Raw genomic sequence first — 15774 nt, 5'->3', positions numbered from 1 at the left:
TGCCCAGGCTCTGGCGGGTTCTCACCTGGAAGCGGTGTAACTCTGGGCGCAGGCCTAGCCGGCGGAGGCTGGCCATCAGCCAGCGCCGGGCCCGCGCCTGTCCCGGCGAGCCCGTAGCCCGCCCGCCAAGTTCCGGGCGGCAGAGAGCGCGGACAGTGGCCAGCATGGCCTCCGCGTCGAGGGCCGCCAGTGCCTGCCGCAACGGCTCTGGGATCGCCTTCTGCATCCCGTGCTCACCCCACAAACCGGGGCCCTTTCTGGAGACACTCCGGTTCCCGCGTTGCCGTGCCTGATCGTTAGCAGCAGTCGTCGCAGCACGCCGGCTCTTCGCAACAAGCCGTAGCCTGCTCAGGCGTATCGCCGCAGCACGACTCCTCGCCGCAGCAGCCGGTGGTCGCCGGCGCCGCGGCGCCGAAGCCGCCTGGCTGCTGGTGCCGGCGCTCGCGTGGATCACGCGTGTCCTTCATCTTTGTCACCCCCTTTCCGTCCAGGTCCGCCCCGACCCCCGCGTCCCGCGAGCGGTCCGCCGGTTCGGGAGGAAGGGCTGAAGCTAATGCGGACAGCTTGTCGGCCAGCTCCTTGAGGACCGTGCGGTCCAGGGCGTAATAGGACCAGCGGCCGCGCCGGGTCTCGCGGACCAAGCCGGCTTGCTTGAGCAGACGGAGGTGGTATGAAACGAGGGACTGACGGAGGCCGAGGAGGGACTCGAGTTCGCAGACACAAAGCCCATCGTCGGGTCCCGCCGGAGTTCTCTGTTCCAACCCCTCGCAGCACGCCCGGCCCTCAGCCAGGAGCAACAGGATACGGATCCGGGCGGGATCGGACAGGGCACGCCCCATGCCGGCCAGCCAGCGCGCTTCGTCCGGTTCCGCGGCATCTACGGTTCTCGGTCTCGTTAGTTCCAGCACAACTGCCGCCTCCCATCAGTAGGCCACCGTTAACAGCAGGCGTTGCAGCAGGCGTTTGTCTGCGGCGCCACGGGACCAAAGCTTCCGGGTTGCTCCCCGCACCTGCGCCCACGGTCAGCCTGCACCCGGGTCATCGCCATCGCGCCCGAGTCCGCGGCCGACTCCGTAGCCTGTGACCTCCACTCCGGTTTGGTGGGAGGGAAGGCCGCCACGGCGGAGAGCATTGCAGACAAACTCCTGAGGACCCCGGACCATGACCAGCGAGTACGCAGGGGCTCACGAGCCCGAGAGCCATCTGTCATTCCTCGCAGGTGGTCCGGCATCCGGGACTGACCCCAGCCGAAGGTGGCCTCCGACTCAGCGTCCATTACTGCCGCCATCCCCTGGGGTTCCAACATGGCCCCCAGTCCCATCAATATATGTTGATGGCTCTATTATTAGATCAAGAAACCTTGATATGTCAATGGGCTATCCGTCCTGTCAAGTGGGGGGCAGGTATTTACGCGGCTCAGGCCCCTGCCCTAGGTGCGGCGTTTTGGGGCCTACGGGTCGCGCCAACAAAAAAAGGCCCCTTCTCGGGGCCGTTAAGGGGCTCTCGTGACGATCCGCCGGAGGCCGTCAACCTGACCAGTAGCCAGGCAGCCGGGGATTGTCGGTGCCGGGCATTGTAACTTTCGCCCTCTATTCATCAAAATCAGGTGGCCTCCACCCCTCGAGGTACTTGTCTACCAAACGGAGTAGTTCCTTATCTTCGTCAGACAACGATTCTTCAGGCAACGATGCTTTAAGCCGGTTTACTCGTTGCCTGAGACATTCCTCGTCGCCGAAGACTTCAACCAAGGAATCCCAATAAAGTCGTGGCGATCGTCGAATAGCTCGGCTGCCTATTATTACGCTACGTACTTCGGTTCGTGCGGCGCGCAAAATGGCTAGGGTAAGTTCCGGCATGTCGGGAATTTCAGGGGCAGGTTCATCAGGTTCTGCATATCGTTTTGCAACCAGAAGTACCCGCAAAAGATCGGCCTCGTGCTTGAGCTCAGTAACGGGTGCGGCACGAACCTCGGACCGCCAGGTCCTTTCGAATTCGGCTGCTGCTGTCTCCGATACAAGTTTATGTCCCACGTGTTCACGATAACCCACAATGTCAATCAACTGTAGTTTGGCAGAAAGAGAAGTGAGTTCCGGCCAAATGGCCCTTACGGCGTTTTCTACAGCAACGGGATCGTTCAACGACCGCAGGAGCCGGTAGACCACGCGGCCCACGACGAGGCGAGGGTCCAGATCGAAGAGGCCTCGCGGACGCTCCGGGAGTTCGGGACGTAGGTTGAGAAGAACAATTGTCCCAGGAACTACATGTTCTTTAGAAAACCTATCTTCAAACACCTCTAGCGACGCGATCACATCCTCCAAGCGTTGCGGGTCAAGAGACCGCAAGTACGTCTCGAAGAGCTTTCTATCCGCCATTACTGAGAACGCTCGTTCTGCATCAGTAAAGGCCTGTAACCCCTCTCCGGCAACGCGCTCAAGATAAAGTCTCAGGATATCTTTGTGTGCGACGCGCCGCTTTCGGAGCCATATGTTTATCCACTCTGGGCCATAGACGTTGTTCTCGATGTGCCGTCGTGCCGCGGGAAACAGCCGTCGTATCATGGATTTGACTACCCCTGAGTGGGTCTCGTTTGCGTTGATAAGGGTATCGATCGCGGCCTTAAGGTGATCGTCGCTTCTACTTATGGAGTCCGACACTGTGGTAAGTGCGTCTACTGCGAAAGGTAGTTGAGCAAAGACGTCGGGAAGAAATAGGCGAATCGCCTCGAGCGCTAGAACATCAGTGAGTGCAATTTGTCCATTGAGACTCCTGACGGTGCCCCGTATTGTTGTGGCAAATCGACGGACGTCTCGCATATTGCGCACGAGGGGTCGAATAACTTCCATGAAGATATCAGGCCATGCGTCTGCGTAAAACGGTCCGGGATCGTCGATTCCCGCTAGGGCCTCATCAATGGCCTGGAGTAGTTGTCGCTGCAAAATGTCTGGGGACACCGCCGGCAGATCTACGACGAGTTGAAGTATCTTCTCAAGGTAGTCGCGACCTGAAATTCCTGGCTCTCGGAGAGCCTTCTCAACCATGAGTCGGTCGAAGGCTAACACGTAGATGATGTTAGGAAAGCGAGCTATTAGTCGCACCAATTTGAATACTTCTCGGATTTCGTTTCTTGCCAACCGATCAATGTCGTCCATTACTACAATGATTGGTTGTGGCAGAGATAATAGGGCGTCTTCGACCCGTTTGCGGCGAGTATCAAGATCGGTTTCTCCATTGCCAAATATTTTTCTTAAGACATTTGCCACACTAACTACAAGGTCGATCCATGGGGTCATGCCGGAGAAGGCTGCAGCATATTCCTCGACAAGTTTAGCAACTTCCGATAACTCCTTTCGAAGCTTCAGTTTGGCAGTCAGCTCACTAAAGAAGTGGTTAAGCAACTGTTCAGTTCCGCTGAACATCCACGGGTTGAAATCAATAACAGTTAGTCCTTTGTCCTTGAGATAACAACAGGCAAGATTGATAAATGAGGTCTTACCGGAACCCCAAGGTCCGAGCACGCCGACAACGATGCCTTCTGATGCATCAAGTGACAGAATCTGTTCGGCAAATGAACGAGCTGCTGGCGCTCGACCTAAAGTATCATGCTCAGGTCGTCGGATGGGATTGTCAGCGATCACTAGGAACTGCACCTCGCATTCAATAGTGTGTTCAACAAGTAGAGCGAGGCAACCGTTGATGGACGACGCTCATGCACCCGCCGGCAATCCGGAGAGGCGCTCCGCGTACCGCTGTCAGACGAGCACCCTCATTTCAATCCGGACCAGCTCTCGTTATGCTCATGCGTAGCCTCGCGCTGCCCTCCCTCCAGAGAGCGAACCGCATCTGCTGGGGCTGCACTTCCGGGCGTCGGATTTGCAGGGGCTTTCGCTCACCTCCTTCGTGGGCGTCTTACGCCGGCGTAGGCGCTCTACCCATTCCAGAAACTCTTCCGCCAAGGCCAGGAAGTCCTTACTGGCCCGTCGCTTCGGCCCATAGTCCAGCACCGGCAGCCCGTGATCCGCCGCCTCCGCAATCGCCACATGGACCGTAATGTGCGTGGTTTCAAACACAAGGGATCCCTTCTTTTCCCAGACGGCTGGCCGCTACCTCATCCCGTAGGCCAGCGCGGTACAGCCGGTAATTCAGCACATAGCCGATACATGGGGCCTCATGACTTGGAATCCGTAGAAGGTCCTCCACCAGCTACTCAAAGGTATCGAGCCCTTGCAGTGCAAACGGCTCCGGCTCTAGCGGGATGAAGTCTGCGGCAAGCAGGCCGATGGTCGTCAGGGTTCCCGCAGACGGGGGAGTGTCCAGGAGCACGTAATCAAAGGGCTCCTCCGCAGTTAGGAGCTCGTTCAGTTTCTCCCGGAGCATGCCGTAGAACTTGCCGACATCGCCGATGCACCGGCCCGGAGCCTCGCCAACTGCGATCTGGAGCAGCAACACGTTCGCAGTGTGGTCGATCTCATCCCCCCAAATCATCCAGTGGCGCCAGCCAGAGACGCTAATCCACCTTCGCCGGAAGAAGCCGGAAGAATGATCTCCCACAGGGGCTTTCGCCCGTCAGCCCCAGTCACATTCACTCACACCAGACCACGCTGAGTCACGCAAGTACGGTGGCAATAGGGTGGCAGCAAAGAGAATGGGCCTGGAAGTGCAGTCGGCCCGGGCCCATCGCCTCACCGGGTAGGCAGCCGTCCAAATCCGGGCACGATTCGCCAGCCTTCCGCCGTCACCTGGACGGCCCGCCAGGATTCATCTCATCGCCCAGGTCCACATAAACCGCCTCGTCGGTTGAGTTCTTGAAGGCGTTGGCAACAGCCTCCGCGGGGTCCGGGCAGTTCGGCACACGAGGCTATGCGACGGCCTTCTGCGTCTTTTCCAAGTTAGCAACCACGTCCTCCGCCCACTTCTTGACCTGCTTCTCCAGGGCTTCCTCGCTGGCCTACGTGGCCTGTTGGTAAGCCTTGACATCGCCCACCATCTTCACCAGGTGTGCCGGTCCTTCGTGGCCTTGCTCCATGTGGGCTTCAAGTTCCTCGTGGGGCTGCTCGAGGGCCTGAGTCCGCTCCCGTAGAGCCTTTACTCGGTGGGAATGTTGCAAGTCGCTCCCGCAACCCGGGAGGAGAAAAACGGAGGCTGTAACCGGCTGTATCCGCCTCATGATGATCGCCCCCCTTAAGGGTGCCTTCCAACCGGTACGATCCAGGCGGGGTCGCGGGTTCTTCCGGCGCTCCTTCCTACCCACCAGCAGTGAAGTTATGGCGGCGGCGCCAGGCGTCGGAGTGACTGCAATTGACTGCAATCTTACTGCAATCGAAGCAGGAAAGGTCCTGATGCACGGGGATGCACGGGGACACTGAAGAGCCAAGAAATCTTGCAGAACAAGGCTTTCCGGGACACAGGGGGATGAGACGCCCTAGGATCAAGTCCCCGTAGTCGGGGATGTGATCTTTGACAAAGCGGCTGCTGAGGAACGTGCCCGTGGGCGCTACGCGGCCTTGGGCTGTTGCCGCTGGCGACGAGCGGTCTCGAACACAGCGGCATTGTAGGGCCGGCGATCCCGCCACATGGCGAAGAGGACCCGGAGGGCGTGGTGGGCCACGATGCGCAAGGCTTCATGATGGTGACGCCCTCGGTCGCGGTGGGCCTGGTAGATCTCCCGGGCCCAGTCGTGGTGCCGGATGAGCTGCTGGGCGAGCTGCTGGACCGTGTTCCGAGCCTGCTTGTTGCAAGCGCGACGGAAACGGACCCGGACGGTCTTGCCGCTGCGGACGGTGACCGGGGCCGTCCCCGACCGGCATTGGACGGGGCGGACGCTGGGGACGGCCTGGCGGTCCTCCCCGAAGACGGTGATCAGGCCGGCGGCCAGGACCGTGCCGATGCCTTTCATGGATCGAAACAAATCCCCGTCCGGGTGCGCCTGCACGAGGGTCTCCAACTGCTGGTGACAGGCCTCGAGCTCGCGGCAAACGGCTTCGAGCTGATCCACCAGAAAGAGCATGCGGCGAGCCCAAAGGGCCACGGTGGCCGGATCGGCCGGGAGTTGGGGCTTGCGAGCGAGCTCGAGCAGTTCGGCGGTCTTGGCGGCGACGCCAGGGTAACGGTGCTGGCGCAACAGCTTCTCGATCCGGGACCGGCGGGCGCGGGCGAAGTGAGCCGGGGTCGGGAAGGCGCGCAAAAAGGCCCAGGCCACCGGCCGGCCCAGGTCGGCAAACAGCTCCAGGGCCCGCGGGTAGTAAGCCCGCAGGCAGGCGGTGAGCTGATTCAGAAGCCGGGTGCGTTCTTCCACCAGGGTCTGGTGATGGCTGTAGACCACCCGGAGCTGGCGTAGGGTTTCGCTCTCCAGGCGCAGGGGCTGGAGGCGGTGGCGGTCCGTGCGCAGGATCTCGGCCAGGACCAGGGCATCCCGGCGGTCGTCCTTGCTGCCGGCCGGGGAGAAGCGGTCCCGGTAGCGGTCCACCGCCTTGGGGTTGACGGGATAGACCTGGAAGCCCGCGGTGAGCAGGGCCGCGACGAATAGCCCCTGCCCCGAACCTTCGATGGCCACGTGAACCTGCGCCGGGTTCGGCTCCAGACGCCGGATCGCTGCGAGCAGTTCCTGCAGGCCGTCGGCATCGTTAGGGACCCGGAGGTAGGAAGGGGCCTGCCCCTCGGGAGCCAGGCAGACGTCGTGATGTTGGCTGCCCTGGTCGATTCCGACGCGCAGCATGCTCCAAACCTCCCGGGCTGGATGTCGATCGCCACCAACGGTGCCCTCGTGGAACCGGTGCTCACGGCACGACGCCCTAGCAACCGTTTGGTAGCGAATTCGCCAGGTGCCGGAGGGGTCGGTCTCACGTAGGCCGTCGCACGGCGAGGAGGGATTGGACCTCCTCCGGCCCTGACGAAACTTGGCGAAAATTGGGGTCCAAACCTGCTTGGACTATAACCCACGAGGGGGGATAACCGGCCGAGAACTCACATTCAAGAGGTCGGAGGTTCGAGTCCTCCCGCGCCCACCGAACGCCCACAAAAGAAGGCCAAGCGTGGCAAGCGTTTTGGGGCCATACCCGCACAGGGTATGGCCCCTTTGTCTCTCGCGAATGCTGCAGTCTTACTCCAACCCCGCAGACTACGGCGGTGCGGCCAGCGGCTGGTCCTGCGGCCCGGGCGGGAGAAGAGGACGTCCACCCCCCACGAACGACGCGGAACGACGCGCCGTTGCCAGGCCCACCGGGGCGCGCGTCGTGGAGTGGTCCCACGAAATTGGGACTTGTGGCCCATGTCTTCCCCCGGGATGCGCCGAAGATCTTTTGGAGTGAGTGGCATCGTCGATCCCATCGTCCGCGGGAGTGGTCAGAGTGGGTCGGAAACGCCTAATCGCCGTAGTTGTGCTGGCCGCTACGCTGGTGAGTGCCCTGGCTGGCCTGGCCCTGGCGGGGGGCAAGCGCAGCGCGGACGCGTCGTCCAAGGCCGGCGCGGGCCCGTCGTCGTCCCGAGGGAAGGTCGTCGTCGTCGATGGGAAGGCAGGGGCGCGCCACGACCAGGAACGGGACGACGGCGACCGGACCGAGCAGCGGGAGAAGACTCCCGAAAGGAAGGCTCCCGGGAAGAAGGCTCCCGCACCCCGGTCGAAGACCGTGGAAGGGGTGCTGGTGGCCGACGATGACGGGTTCGTGATCGTCGCCGCCGGCGGCGAGTACGCCTTCCGCGTCGTGGCGCGCGAGGGGTTCGACCTGGCCCCGTACGCCTGGAAGCGGGTACAGGCTCGACTGGAGGCCAGGGAGGGCCAGTGGATCGTCGTCGCGGTGAAGAAGGCCAAGGCGGTGCGGTTCGTGGCGGCACCTGAGCCCAAGGCGAAGAAGCCTGCTCCGCGGCCGGCGCCGGAACCCGAGCCGCAGCCCGGGCCGCAGCCCCAGCCGCAACCCGAGCCGCAACCTCAGCCGCAACCCGAGCCGCAACCCCAGCCGGAACCTGAGCCGCAGCCCGAACCGGCGTCCGCTGGGGTCGCGCGGACGGACTGAAGGGCGGGCTCGGCCGAGGAGCGCGGGCGGGCGCCGCGCCGGGCGGCTCCGGGGACCGGGTTGGCGTGCGAGGCGACCCGGGTGAACCGATGGACCGGCGGCGGGTTCCTCCAGGTCGCGGCGCTGACTGGCTGCGGCACGGGTGCCGGACCTAGCCGGCCAGCTCGGCGACCACCTCGCCCGTCCGCGTCGTGTCGTAGCCGCCCAGGGCGGCGAGCTGGGCCCGGACCCACCGGTTGTCGAGGGTGCCCAGCAGCGCCTGGACCGCCGGTTCGTCCAGGTACTCCCGGCGCACCACCAGATCGTAGCGCACGGCCCGCAACGGGACGAACCCGAGGCCGTAGGCGGCCGCCACCGACGCCGTGCTGACGCCGGCGTCGGCTTGTCCGCCGGCGACGGCCCGCGCCACCTCCAGGTGGCCGGGTACCTCGCGGTCGAACCCGGCCACCGCCGCCGGCGGCACGCCCGCCTGGGCCAGGCACTGCTCGAGCAACAGCCGTGCGCCGGCGCCCGGCTCGCGGTTGACGATCGCCACGCCGGGCCGGGCGAGGTCGGTCACCCCCCGCACGCCCAGGGGATTGCCCGGGGCCACCACGAGCCCCTCTTCCCACACCCCGAGGTGGACGAGGACGACGGCCTGGCCGCCCAGCAGGCGGCGGGCGAAGGGGGCGTTCTCCTCCCCCGTCGCGGGGTCCACCAGGTGGACGCCGGCCGCGTGGACGGCGCCCTGCCGGAGCAGGTGGAGGGCGGTGACGCTGTTGGCGAACAGGCGTCGCACCCGCAGGCCCGGGTGGGTGGTCTCGGCGGCCCGGGCCCAGAGGGAGAGCTCCGGGGAGCAACCGGCGATGACCACCGTTCGTGCCAGGTCCTCCGGCCGGTCCAGCAGGCGCACCCGCCAGCGCCGGGGGGAGGAACCCGGCCGGGCCAGGCCGTCGGCGGGGACCAGCTCCGTCGCAAAGGCCCTCTCTCCCCGCAAGGGGTGGGCCACCCAGCGGCCGCCCACGCGGGCCAGGGCGCAGCGGACGGGCGTTGGTCCTGGGGCCGGCTCCGTCTCGCCGGGATCGATCGTCACGACCTCGGCCTCGATCTCCGGAGGCTCTTCATCCAACCAGAAGAGGTCTTCCACCCGGCACCCCAGGGCCCGGGCCAGGCGCAGCGCCACCGCCGCGGACGGGGCCATCGTCCCCGCTTCGATGGCGCCGATGGCCTGGCGGGTGACGCCCGTCCGCGCCGCCAGCTCCTGCTGGCTGAGCCCCAGGCGCAACCGCGCCTCCCGCACCCGGTTCCTCAGCCGCCCGCTCACAGCCACATCCTCCTCTCGGCCGCCGGCCCATGGGCCCCGCGCCGCCAGCGGGTGCCCGCCCAGAGGGACAGGGCCGCGACGGCGGTCAACAGCAGGGCGAGCCGCCCGGCCACGTCTTCCCGGCCTGCCTGCACGGCGCTGTAGATGGCCAGGGACAGCGTCTGGGTGGACCCCGGGATGTTCCCCGCCACCATCAGGGTCGCACCGAACTCGCCCAGCGAGCGGGTGAAGGCCAGGAGCACCCCGGTGACGATGCCGCGCCACGCCAGGGGCAGGGTGATGAAGCGCAGGTGGTCCCAGCCCGTGGCCCCGTCGATGGCCGCCGCCTCGTGGACCTCCGCCGGGACCTCTTCCAGGGCCGCGCGGGCGGGTTGCACGAAGAGGGGGAGGCCCACCACGGCTGCGGCCAGCACGGCGGCCGCCGGGGTGAAGACCAGGGTGCCGCCGAAGAGCCTTTCCGTCAGCCAGCCCACGGGGCCGGTGCGGCCGATGAGTTGGAGCAGGTAGAAGCCCAGGACGGTGGGGGGCAGGGCCAGCGGCAGGGTCACCAGGATGTCCACGAGGCCCCGGCCCCGCCACCCCGGCCGGGCCAGCGCCACCGCCAGCGGCAGCCCCGCGGCTACCACCAGGGCCGTGGCGCCGACGACGATGGCCAGGGAGATGCGCAGGGTGACCCCGAGCTCCGGGCCGTCCACCATCTCACCTCGGTTTCCCTCACGCCTCGGCTTCCCTCAGCGCGGCGGCAGGAAGCCGTGGCGCTGCAGCACCGCCTGGCTGCGGGCGGAGAGGAGGAACTCGACCACGGCCGCGGCCTCGGCGGGGTGGCGGGAGTCCTCGAGCACGGCCATGGGATAGACCACCGGCCGATGGCTGCCGGGCGGGGCCTCGGCGACGACCGCGACCCGGTCAGACGTGGCCGCGTCGGTCTGGTACACGATGCCCGCCTGGGCCTCACCCGCCGCCACGTGGTGGAGCACCTCCCGCACGTCCTGGTCCAGGACCAGCTTGGCGTTCACCCTCGCCCACAGGCCCAGGTGCTCCAGCACCTGGCGGCCGTACTGGCCGGCCGGCACGTGGGCGGGGTCGCCGATGGCTATGCGGCGGACCTCTTCCGCGGTCAGGTCCAGCCACCCCCGTACACGCCCGGCCTCACCCCGCGGGACGATGAGGACGATGCGGTTGCGGGCGAGGACGCGCACGGCGTCGCGGTCGACCAGACCCTTCTCGACCAGCCGGTCCATGGGCTGCTGGCCGGCGGCGATGAAGACGTCGGCCGGCGCTCCGGCCTCGATCTGCTGGGCCAGGGCACCCGAGGAGCCGAAGTTGAAGCGCACGTGGATCGCCGGGTGATCCCGGTCGAAGTCCGCCATGGCCTCGCGCAGGGCGTCCTGGAGCGAGGCGGCGGCCGACACCAGCACCTCTACCGGTCGGGCTGCGGCGGCGTCCTGGCCCGGCACCGGCCCTGGGGAGCTCGGTGCGGCCTGACAGGCGGTGACGCCCCCAGCGGCCAGGAGTACGAGGAGGAGCGCGCCGGCGACGCGGGCCGAGCGCGGGCGGATCCGGCAGGACACGACCATCCCCCGCTTCCGTCCTGGGGCACCTCGCCGCCGTTCGAGCCGTTCCATCCGCCGGACCGGCGGGACGAGGTGTCTCCTTTCTAGCAACGATCGGTGACTTGATGCAAGTCGCAGTGGCGGGCCAGGGCCACGGGCACCGCGCCCGGCGTAGCGCCGCGGCGACGCCCGCGGCCCCCCGCGAACCGTGCGGTGCGGACCCGCAAGCCGGCTGGTGGAGACGGGGTCGGCCATCGTGCCATCCGCCCGGCGACGGGGGATCCGTCGCGGCGTCGCGTCCGTCGGTGCCGGCGGGCGGGCCAGGCTGGCGCACCGGCTCCGCCGTGCGGGACGGTCCGAACGGGACGGTCCGAAGGCCGGCGAGCATTCGTGCCCGCGGCGGGAGATTCGTGTCCGCGGCGGGAGGAAGTGGAGCTTCCGTCGATAATCCTCTTGTGGGCTTGGAGGGCCCGACGCAGAGGCAGCCGGGTCGCCGGCGGTGGCCGCCGGTGGCCCCATCAAGCGTCCATTCCAGGGGGTGGGCCGCAGGTGCCGAAGCGCAGAGGCGCGTCGCTCCTCGTTGCGTTGCTCCTGGTTGCCTCCTTCGTCCTCGCCGCTTGCGGTGGCGGCGGCCAGCAGGCGCAGGAGGGCCAGAGCGGCCAGGAGGGGCAGCCCCAGGCGAAGGACCCGGAGGAGCTGGTGATGGGATTCGTCCCGTCCCAGAACGCCACGACGCTTCAGGAGACGGCGGAGCCGCTGGGGGAGATGCTCTCCAAGGAGCTCGGCATCCCCGTCGAGGTCTTCGTCTCGACCAACTTCATCGGCCTCGTCGAGGCCATGGCGGCCGAGCAGGTCCACATCGGGTTCCTCAACCCCTTCGCCTACGTCATCGCCAAGGACCGCGGCGATCCGGTCGAGGTGATGTTCAAGACCGTCCGCCAGGGGAAGGACAGCTACCGGGCGCAGATCTTCGTCCATGCCGACAGCGGCATCACCGACCTGCAGCAGCTGAAGGGGAAGAAGTTCGCCTTCGTGGACCCCGCGTCGACCTCGGGGTACCTCTTCGCGGCGCACGTGCTCAAGCGCAACGGCATCGATCCGGAGAAGGACATCCAGCCGGTGATGGCCGGGAGCCACGACGCCGCCGTGCTCAGCGTGTACAACAGGCAGACGGACGCCGGTGCCAGCTTCGAGGACGCGCGGACGCTGCTCCAGAAGGACTACCCCGACGTCATGGACAAGGTCAAGGTCATCGCCTACAGCGATCCCATCCCCAACGACACCATCTCGGTGGTCAGCTGGTTGAGCGACGACCTGAAGCGCCGCATCCACGACGCCTTCGTCAAGATCGCCCAGACGGAAGAGGGCAAGAAGGTGCTGTTCGACATCTACGAGATCGAGGGGCTGACCGACGCCCAGGATGACGACTTCGACATCATCCGCAGCGTGGCGAAGGACATGGGCATCGATCTCGAGGAACTGGCGGATTGACGTGCGAAGAGCATGGACGGCAAGGTGAACCCGTTGATCGAGTTCCGACGCGTGAGCAAGGTCTACCCGGGCGGCGTGCGGGCGCTGCGGGACGTGTCCCTCAAGATCAACCCGGGCGAGTTCGTGGTCATTGTGGGCCTGAGCGGTGCCGGCAAGTCCACGCTGCTCCGGTGCATCAACCGGCTGGTCGAACCCACCGAGGGCCAGGTCCTGGTGGACGGCGTCGACGTCGGCAAGCTCAAGGGACCCGAGTTGCGGCGCCTGCGCTCGCGCATCGGCATGATCTTCCAGACCTTCAACCTGGTCAAGCGCTCGTCCGTGATCAAGAACGTGCTGGCCGGCCGCTTGGCCCACACCCCCACCTGGCGGGCGCTGCTGGGCTGGTTCCCGCGGGAGGACGTCGAGCTGGCCCTGGAGTGCCTGGCGCGCGTAGGCATCGCCGACAAGGCGTGGACGCGGGCCGACCAGCTGTCCGGCGGCCAGCAGCAGCGGGTGGCCATCGCCCGGGCCCTCTGCCAGCGTCCCAAGATCATCCTGGCCGACGAACCCGTGGCGAGCCTCGATCCGCCCACCTCCCACGCGGTGATGCGCGACCTGCGCCGCATCAACCGGGAGGACGGGATCACCACCATCGTCAACCTGCACTTCATCGACCTGGCCCTGACGTACGCCGACCGCATCATCGGCATGCGCAACGGGGAGGTGGTCTTCGACGGTCCCGCAGCGACGGTGACGGAGAGGACCTTCGAGGAGATCTACGGGCGGCCGGTCCGCGCGGAGGACTTCCGGGGCGGCGCCGAAGGGGTGGCGCTGGGTACGGGCCAGGGCGCCGTCGGTGCCGTGCCCGCCCAGGGGGAGGATGACCGCCGGTGACGGCGCCGCGGGACGTGGGCGGGACGAGCCCCAGGGGAGCGGCGGCCGACCCCGATCCGGGCCCCAGCGGCCCTGGCCGGCCGGCCTGGGCCCGGGCCCTGCGCGGGCGGGTCGAGACCGTCTTCTGGTTGGTGGTGCTGGTCGTCCTCTACCTGTGGAGCTCCGCCGGCACCGATGTCAGCCTCCGCAGCCTGTGGGAGGGCATCGACACCGTCGGCCGCATGCTGCGTCGCATGTGGCCGCCCGAGTGGGAGTACCTGCCCGAGACGCTGGGTCCACTGCTGGAGACCTTGCGGCTCGCCCTGCTGGGGACCACCCTGGGCGCCATCCTGGCGGTGCCGCTGAGCCTGCTGGCGGCCCGCAACGTGGCCGGCACGGGGTGGCTGTACCAGGTCTCCCGCGCGGTGATGAACCTGGTCCGCTCCATCCCCGACCTGGTGTGGGCCGCGCTGCTGGTGCCGGCCGTCGGCATCGGTCCCACCGCCGGCGTGTTGGCCCTGACCCTCTTCTCCGCCGGCATCGTGGCCAAGCTGGTCAGCGAGTCCGTGGAGGCCATCGACCCCGGCCCCCTGGAGGCCCTCGACGCGGTGGGCGCCTCCCGCCTGGCGCGGGTCGTCTACGCGGTGGTCCCCCAGGTGTTGCCGCACTTCATCGCCTACACCCTGTTCATGTTCGAGATCAACCTGCGCACCTCCACCGTCCTCGGTCTGGTCGGCGCCGGCGGCATCGGCTCCACGATGATGACCCAGCTGACGTTCTTCCGGTACGACCGGCTGATGGCCATCGTGATCATGCTCTTCGCGCTGGTGGTGCTGGTCGACTGGATCAGCACCCGGTGGCGGCAGCGGCTGGTGGAGGGGGCCGCCGCGCCGGGCGCCGGCGACCGGGTGGTCCTGGCGGAGGAACCCGGCCTGGCGCGATGGCCCCAGGGCGCCGCGCTTCCCCGGGACGGGGCCGCGGTCCAACCCACGCGTCCGGCCGAGGTCGCGGGCAACGTGGGGACTGGGGCCGCTGCGACGGCGGGAGGCAGGCAGGGTTCGGGGGGGACTGGGACCGCTTCGTCGTCCCGCCCGCCGTCTTGGCCCCCGCCGCCGCGGCGGCCGTGGTGGCGGGTCGGGCTGGGCATCGGGGCGCTGGTGGCCCTCTACGGCTGGGCGCTCCGCGGGATGGACTTCGCCCTGGTCGGCGACGCGGGGCCCGTCTTCCGCGGACTGCTCTCGCCCAATTGGGACTACGCGGGGAAGGTCTTCGAGGGGGTCGCCGAGAGCCTGCAGATCGCGTTCCTCGGCACCTTGATCGCCGCGGTGATCGCCATCCCCTTCGGCTTCCTGGCCGCGCGCAACGTGGCGGCGACGGCCGCGGTGGTGGGCAAGGGGGTCTTGGACGCGATCCGCACCTTCCCCGAGCTGGTGCTGGCCATCGTGTTCATGGCGGCCGTCGGGCCGTCGCCCTTCGCCGGCGTCCTGGCGGTCGGGCTCCACTCCATCGGCACCGTCGGCAAGCTGTATGCCGAGGCGGTGGAGGCCGTGGACCGCGATCCCATCGAGGCCCTGCAGGCCGTGGGAGCGTCGCCGCTGTTGACCTTCCGCCACGGCGTGTTGCCCCAGGTGCTCCCGGAGTTCCTCTCGTACGCCCTCTACCGCTTCGAGATCAACATCCGGGCCGCGACGGTGGTCGGCGTCATCGGCGCGGGCGGCATCGGCACCTCGCTGATCTTCAACGTCCAGCTGCGCAACTGGGAGAACGTCGGCATGGTGCTGCTCGGGATCCTGGCCACGGTCCTGGTGGTCGACGCGGTCAGCTCGCGTCTGCGCGGGCGGCTGGTCTAGCGGCCGTCGAGGTCGGGGTCGCGGCGGCAGCCGGGGAGGAGGCGCATCCATCCGCTCAGACGTCCAGGACCACCCGGGCCCGCCAGCCGCCCCCGGGGGTGGCCCCGGCGTGGCGGCCATCGCCGCCGCGGTCGCCGTCGGCGAGCCGGGCGATCTCGAGCTGGTGATACGTGGCCGCCTTGATCTCGCCTTGCCAGCCCATGGCCTCCACATCCAGCGGGGTGCCCCACCCCCGCGCCGCGAGCGCCCACCCGTCGTCCCCCGGCACCGGGTCCAGGGCCAGGGCGACGGGCACCAGCCGCCGGTCCTGGACCCAGTAGAGCAGCTCGTTGATCCACCCCACCAGCAGGCCCTCCAGGTCCGGGGCCGTGAGGCGTGCCTCCAACGGCTGGAGCCTGCCGTCCGGACCCGCCGGCCTGGGCCCCCCTCGGCCGGGGGCCGTGGAGGGCGTCTGGGTGCCGGGCTCGCCGCGCACCGGCGATGGCCGGTCCGGGCAGCCCTGCACCAGCCGGGGCGGACGCTCCAAGAGGAGGCCGAGCACGGCTTCCGTGGCGGCGTGGAAGAGGCCCGGCAGGTCGGGTGCCTCCGCCCAGAAGGCGACGTCGGCGGTGTGATCCAGGTAGCCCCATCGGGTGACGACCGGGGCAGCGCGAGGTCCGGGGCCATCCCCGGGCCCATGGGGTCCGGTTAGAAACGGCTTCCCCGTCATCGTCGAGGCC

General features: G+C 67.6%; 12 protein-coding genes. 4 read left to right on the top strand and 8 right to left on the bottom strand.

The genetic code is table 11. The annotated features are described in order from the left end of the window. Nucleotides 1-296: 296 nt before the first annotated feature. From Q5761_RS10740 to Q5761_RS10725, 4 genes are all read right to left on the bottom strand, one after another. Nucleotides 297-908 carry a metalloregulator ArsR/SmtB family transcription factor gene (locus Q5761_RS10740; RefSeq protein ID WP_318750602.1) on the bottom strand — a complete coding sequence of 204 codons (612 nt, stop codon included), beginning with the start codon at nucleotides 906-908 and terminating at the stop codon, nucleotides 297-299. Between the two features lie 681 nt (nucleotides 909-1589). Further along, nucleotides 1590-3635 carry a P-loop NTPase fold protein gene (locus tag Q5761_RS10735; RefSeq protein WP_318750601.1) on the bottom strand — a complete coding sequence of 682 codons (2046 nt, stop codon included), beginning with the start codon at nucleotides 3633-3635 and terminating at the stop codon, nucleotides 1590-1592. 565 nt (nucleotides 3636-4200) lie between these two features. Further along, nucleotides 4201-4482 carry a ParA family protein gene (locus Q5761_RS10730; RefSeq protein ID WP_318750600.1) on the bottom strand — a complete coding sequence of 94 codons (282 nt, stop codon included), beginning with the start codon at nucleotides 4480-4482 and terminating at the stop codon, nucleotides 4201-4203. 1009 nt (nucleotides 4483-5491) lie between these two features. Beyond that, complete coding sequence (locus Q5761_RS10725; protein ID WP_135224359.1) at nucleotides 5492-6712, bottom strand: IS110 family transposase; 1221 nt, start codon at nucleotides 6710-6712, stop codon at nucleotides 5492-5494. 631 nt (nucleotides 6713-7343) lie between these two features. On the opposite strand from Q5761_RS10725, the gene Q5761_RS10720 reads away from it, so the two are divergent. Continuing rightward, a complete protein-coding gene (locus Q5761_RS10720; protein WP_318750599.1) occupies nucleotides 7344-8006 on the top strand; it encodes a hypothetical protein in 663 nt (220 codons plus the stop codon). Between the two features lie 151 nt (nucleotides 8007-8157). Here the strand turns inward: Q5761_RS10720 and Q5761_RS10715 are convergent, their stop codons facing one another. The 3 genes from Q5761_RS10715 to modA are packed head-to-tail and all read right to left on the bottom strand — an operon-like array spanning nucleotide 8158 to nucleotide 10886. Continuing rightward, a complete protein-coding gene (locus Q5761_RS10715; RefSeq protein ID WP_318750598.1) occupies nucleotides 8158-9309 on the bottom strand; it encodes a substrate-binding domain-containing protein in 1152 nt (383 codons plus the stop codon). After that, the gene (gene modB / locus Q5761_RS10710; protein ID WP_318750597.1) at nucleotides 9306-10007 is read right to left on the bottom strand and encodes a molybdate ABC transporter permease subunit; all 702 of its coding nucleotides are present in this window, start codon (nucleotides 10005-10007) and stop codon (nucleotides 9306-9308) included. The genes Q5761_RS10715 and modB overlap by 4 nt, the downstream gene beginning before the upstream one ends. Nucleotides 10008-10040: 33 nt before the next feature. After that, complete coding sequence (modA, locus tag Q5761_RS10705; RefSeq protein ID WP_318750596.1) at nucleotides 10041-10886, bottom strand: molybdate ABC transporter substrate-binding protein; 846 nt, start codon at nucleotides 10884-10886, stop codon at nucleotides 10041-10043. Between the two features lie 525 nt (nucleotides 10887-11411). On the opposite strand from modA, the gene Q5761_RS10700 reads away from it, so the two are divergent. The 3 genes from Q5761_RS10700 to phnE are packed head-to-tail and all read left to right on the top strand — an operon-like array spanning nucleotide 11412 to nucleotide 15055. Beyond that, entirely contained in the window at nucleotides 11412-12353 is a 942-nt protein-coding gene (locus Q5761_RS10700) for a phosphate/phosphite/phosphonate ABC transporter substrate-binding protein (protein WP_318750595.1), read from the top strand. Between the two features lie 12 nt (nucleotides 12354-12365). Then, the gene (phnC, locus tag Q5761_RS10695) at nucleotides 12366-13226 is read left to right on the top strand and encodes a phosphonate ABC transporter ATP-binding protein (RefSeq protein WP_413084513.1); all 861 of its coding nucleotides are present in this window, start codon (nucleotides 12366-12368) and stop codon (nucleotides 13224-13226) included. Further along, the gene (gene phnE, locus Q5761_RS10690; RefSeq protein WP_318750594.1) at nucleotides 13223-15055 is read left to right on the top strand and encodes a phosphonate ABC transporter, permease protein PhnE; all 1833 of its coding nucleotides are present in this window, start codon (nucleotides 13223-13225) and stop codon (nucleotides 15053-15055) included. The genes phnC and phnE overlap by 4 nt, the downstream gene beginning before the upstream one ends. A 55-nt stretch (nucleotides 15056-15110) precedes the next feature. Here phnE and Q5761_RS10685 read toward each other — a convergent pair whose 3' ends face one another. Beyond that, nucleotides 15111-15764, bottom strand: a complete 654-nt coding sequence (locus Q5761_RS10685; RefSeq protein ID WP_318750593.1) for an archease — start codon at nucleotides 15762-15764, stop codon at nucleotides 15111-15113. Between the last annotated feature and the right edge of the window lie 10 nt (nucleotides 15765-15774).

Origin of the sequence: Thermaerobacter composti (genome assembly GCF_033582035.1) — a bacterium.
GTDB lineage: Bacteria > Bacillota > Sulfobacillia > Thermaerobacterales > Thermaerobacteraceae > Thermaerobacter > Thermaerobacter composti.
The sequence above is the reverse complement of the archived record's forward strand: the minus strand, read 5'-3'. Positions and strand labels throughout refer to the sequence as shown.

Excerpts from the sequence above, each read along its gene's own strand:
- phnC (WP_413084513.1), top strand. The coding sequence starts at position 12,366 with ATGGACGGCAAGGTGAACCCGTTGATCGAGTTCCGACGCGTGAGCAAG.
- Q5761_RS10685 (WP_318750593.1), bottom strand. The coding sequence starts at position 15,764 with ATGACGGGGAAGCCGTTTCTAACCGGACCCCATGGGCCCGGGGATGGC.
- Q5761_RS10730 (WP_318750600.1), bottom strand. The coding sequence starts at position 4,482 with ATGATTTGGGGGGATGAGATCGACCACACTGCGAACGTGTTGCTGCTC.
- modB (WP_318750597.1), bottom strand. The coding sequence starts at position 10,007 with ATGGTGGACGGCCCGGAGCTCGGGGTCACCCTGCGCATCTCCCTGGCC.
- modA (WP_318750596.1), bottom strand. The coding sequence starts at position 10,886 with ATGGTCGTGTCCTGCCGGATCCGCCCGCGCTCGGCCCGCGTCGCCGGC.
- Q5761_RS10725 (WP_135224359.1), bottom strand. The coding sequence starts at position 6,712 with ATGCTGCGCGTCGGAATCGACCAGGGCAGCCAACATCACGACGTCTGC.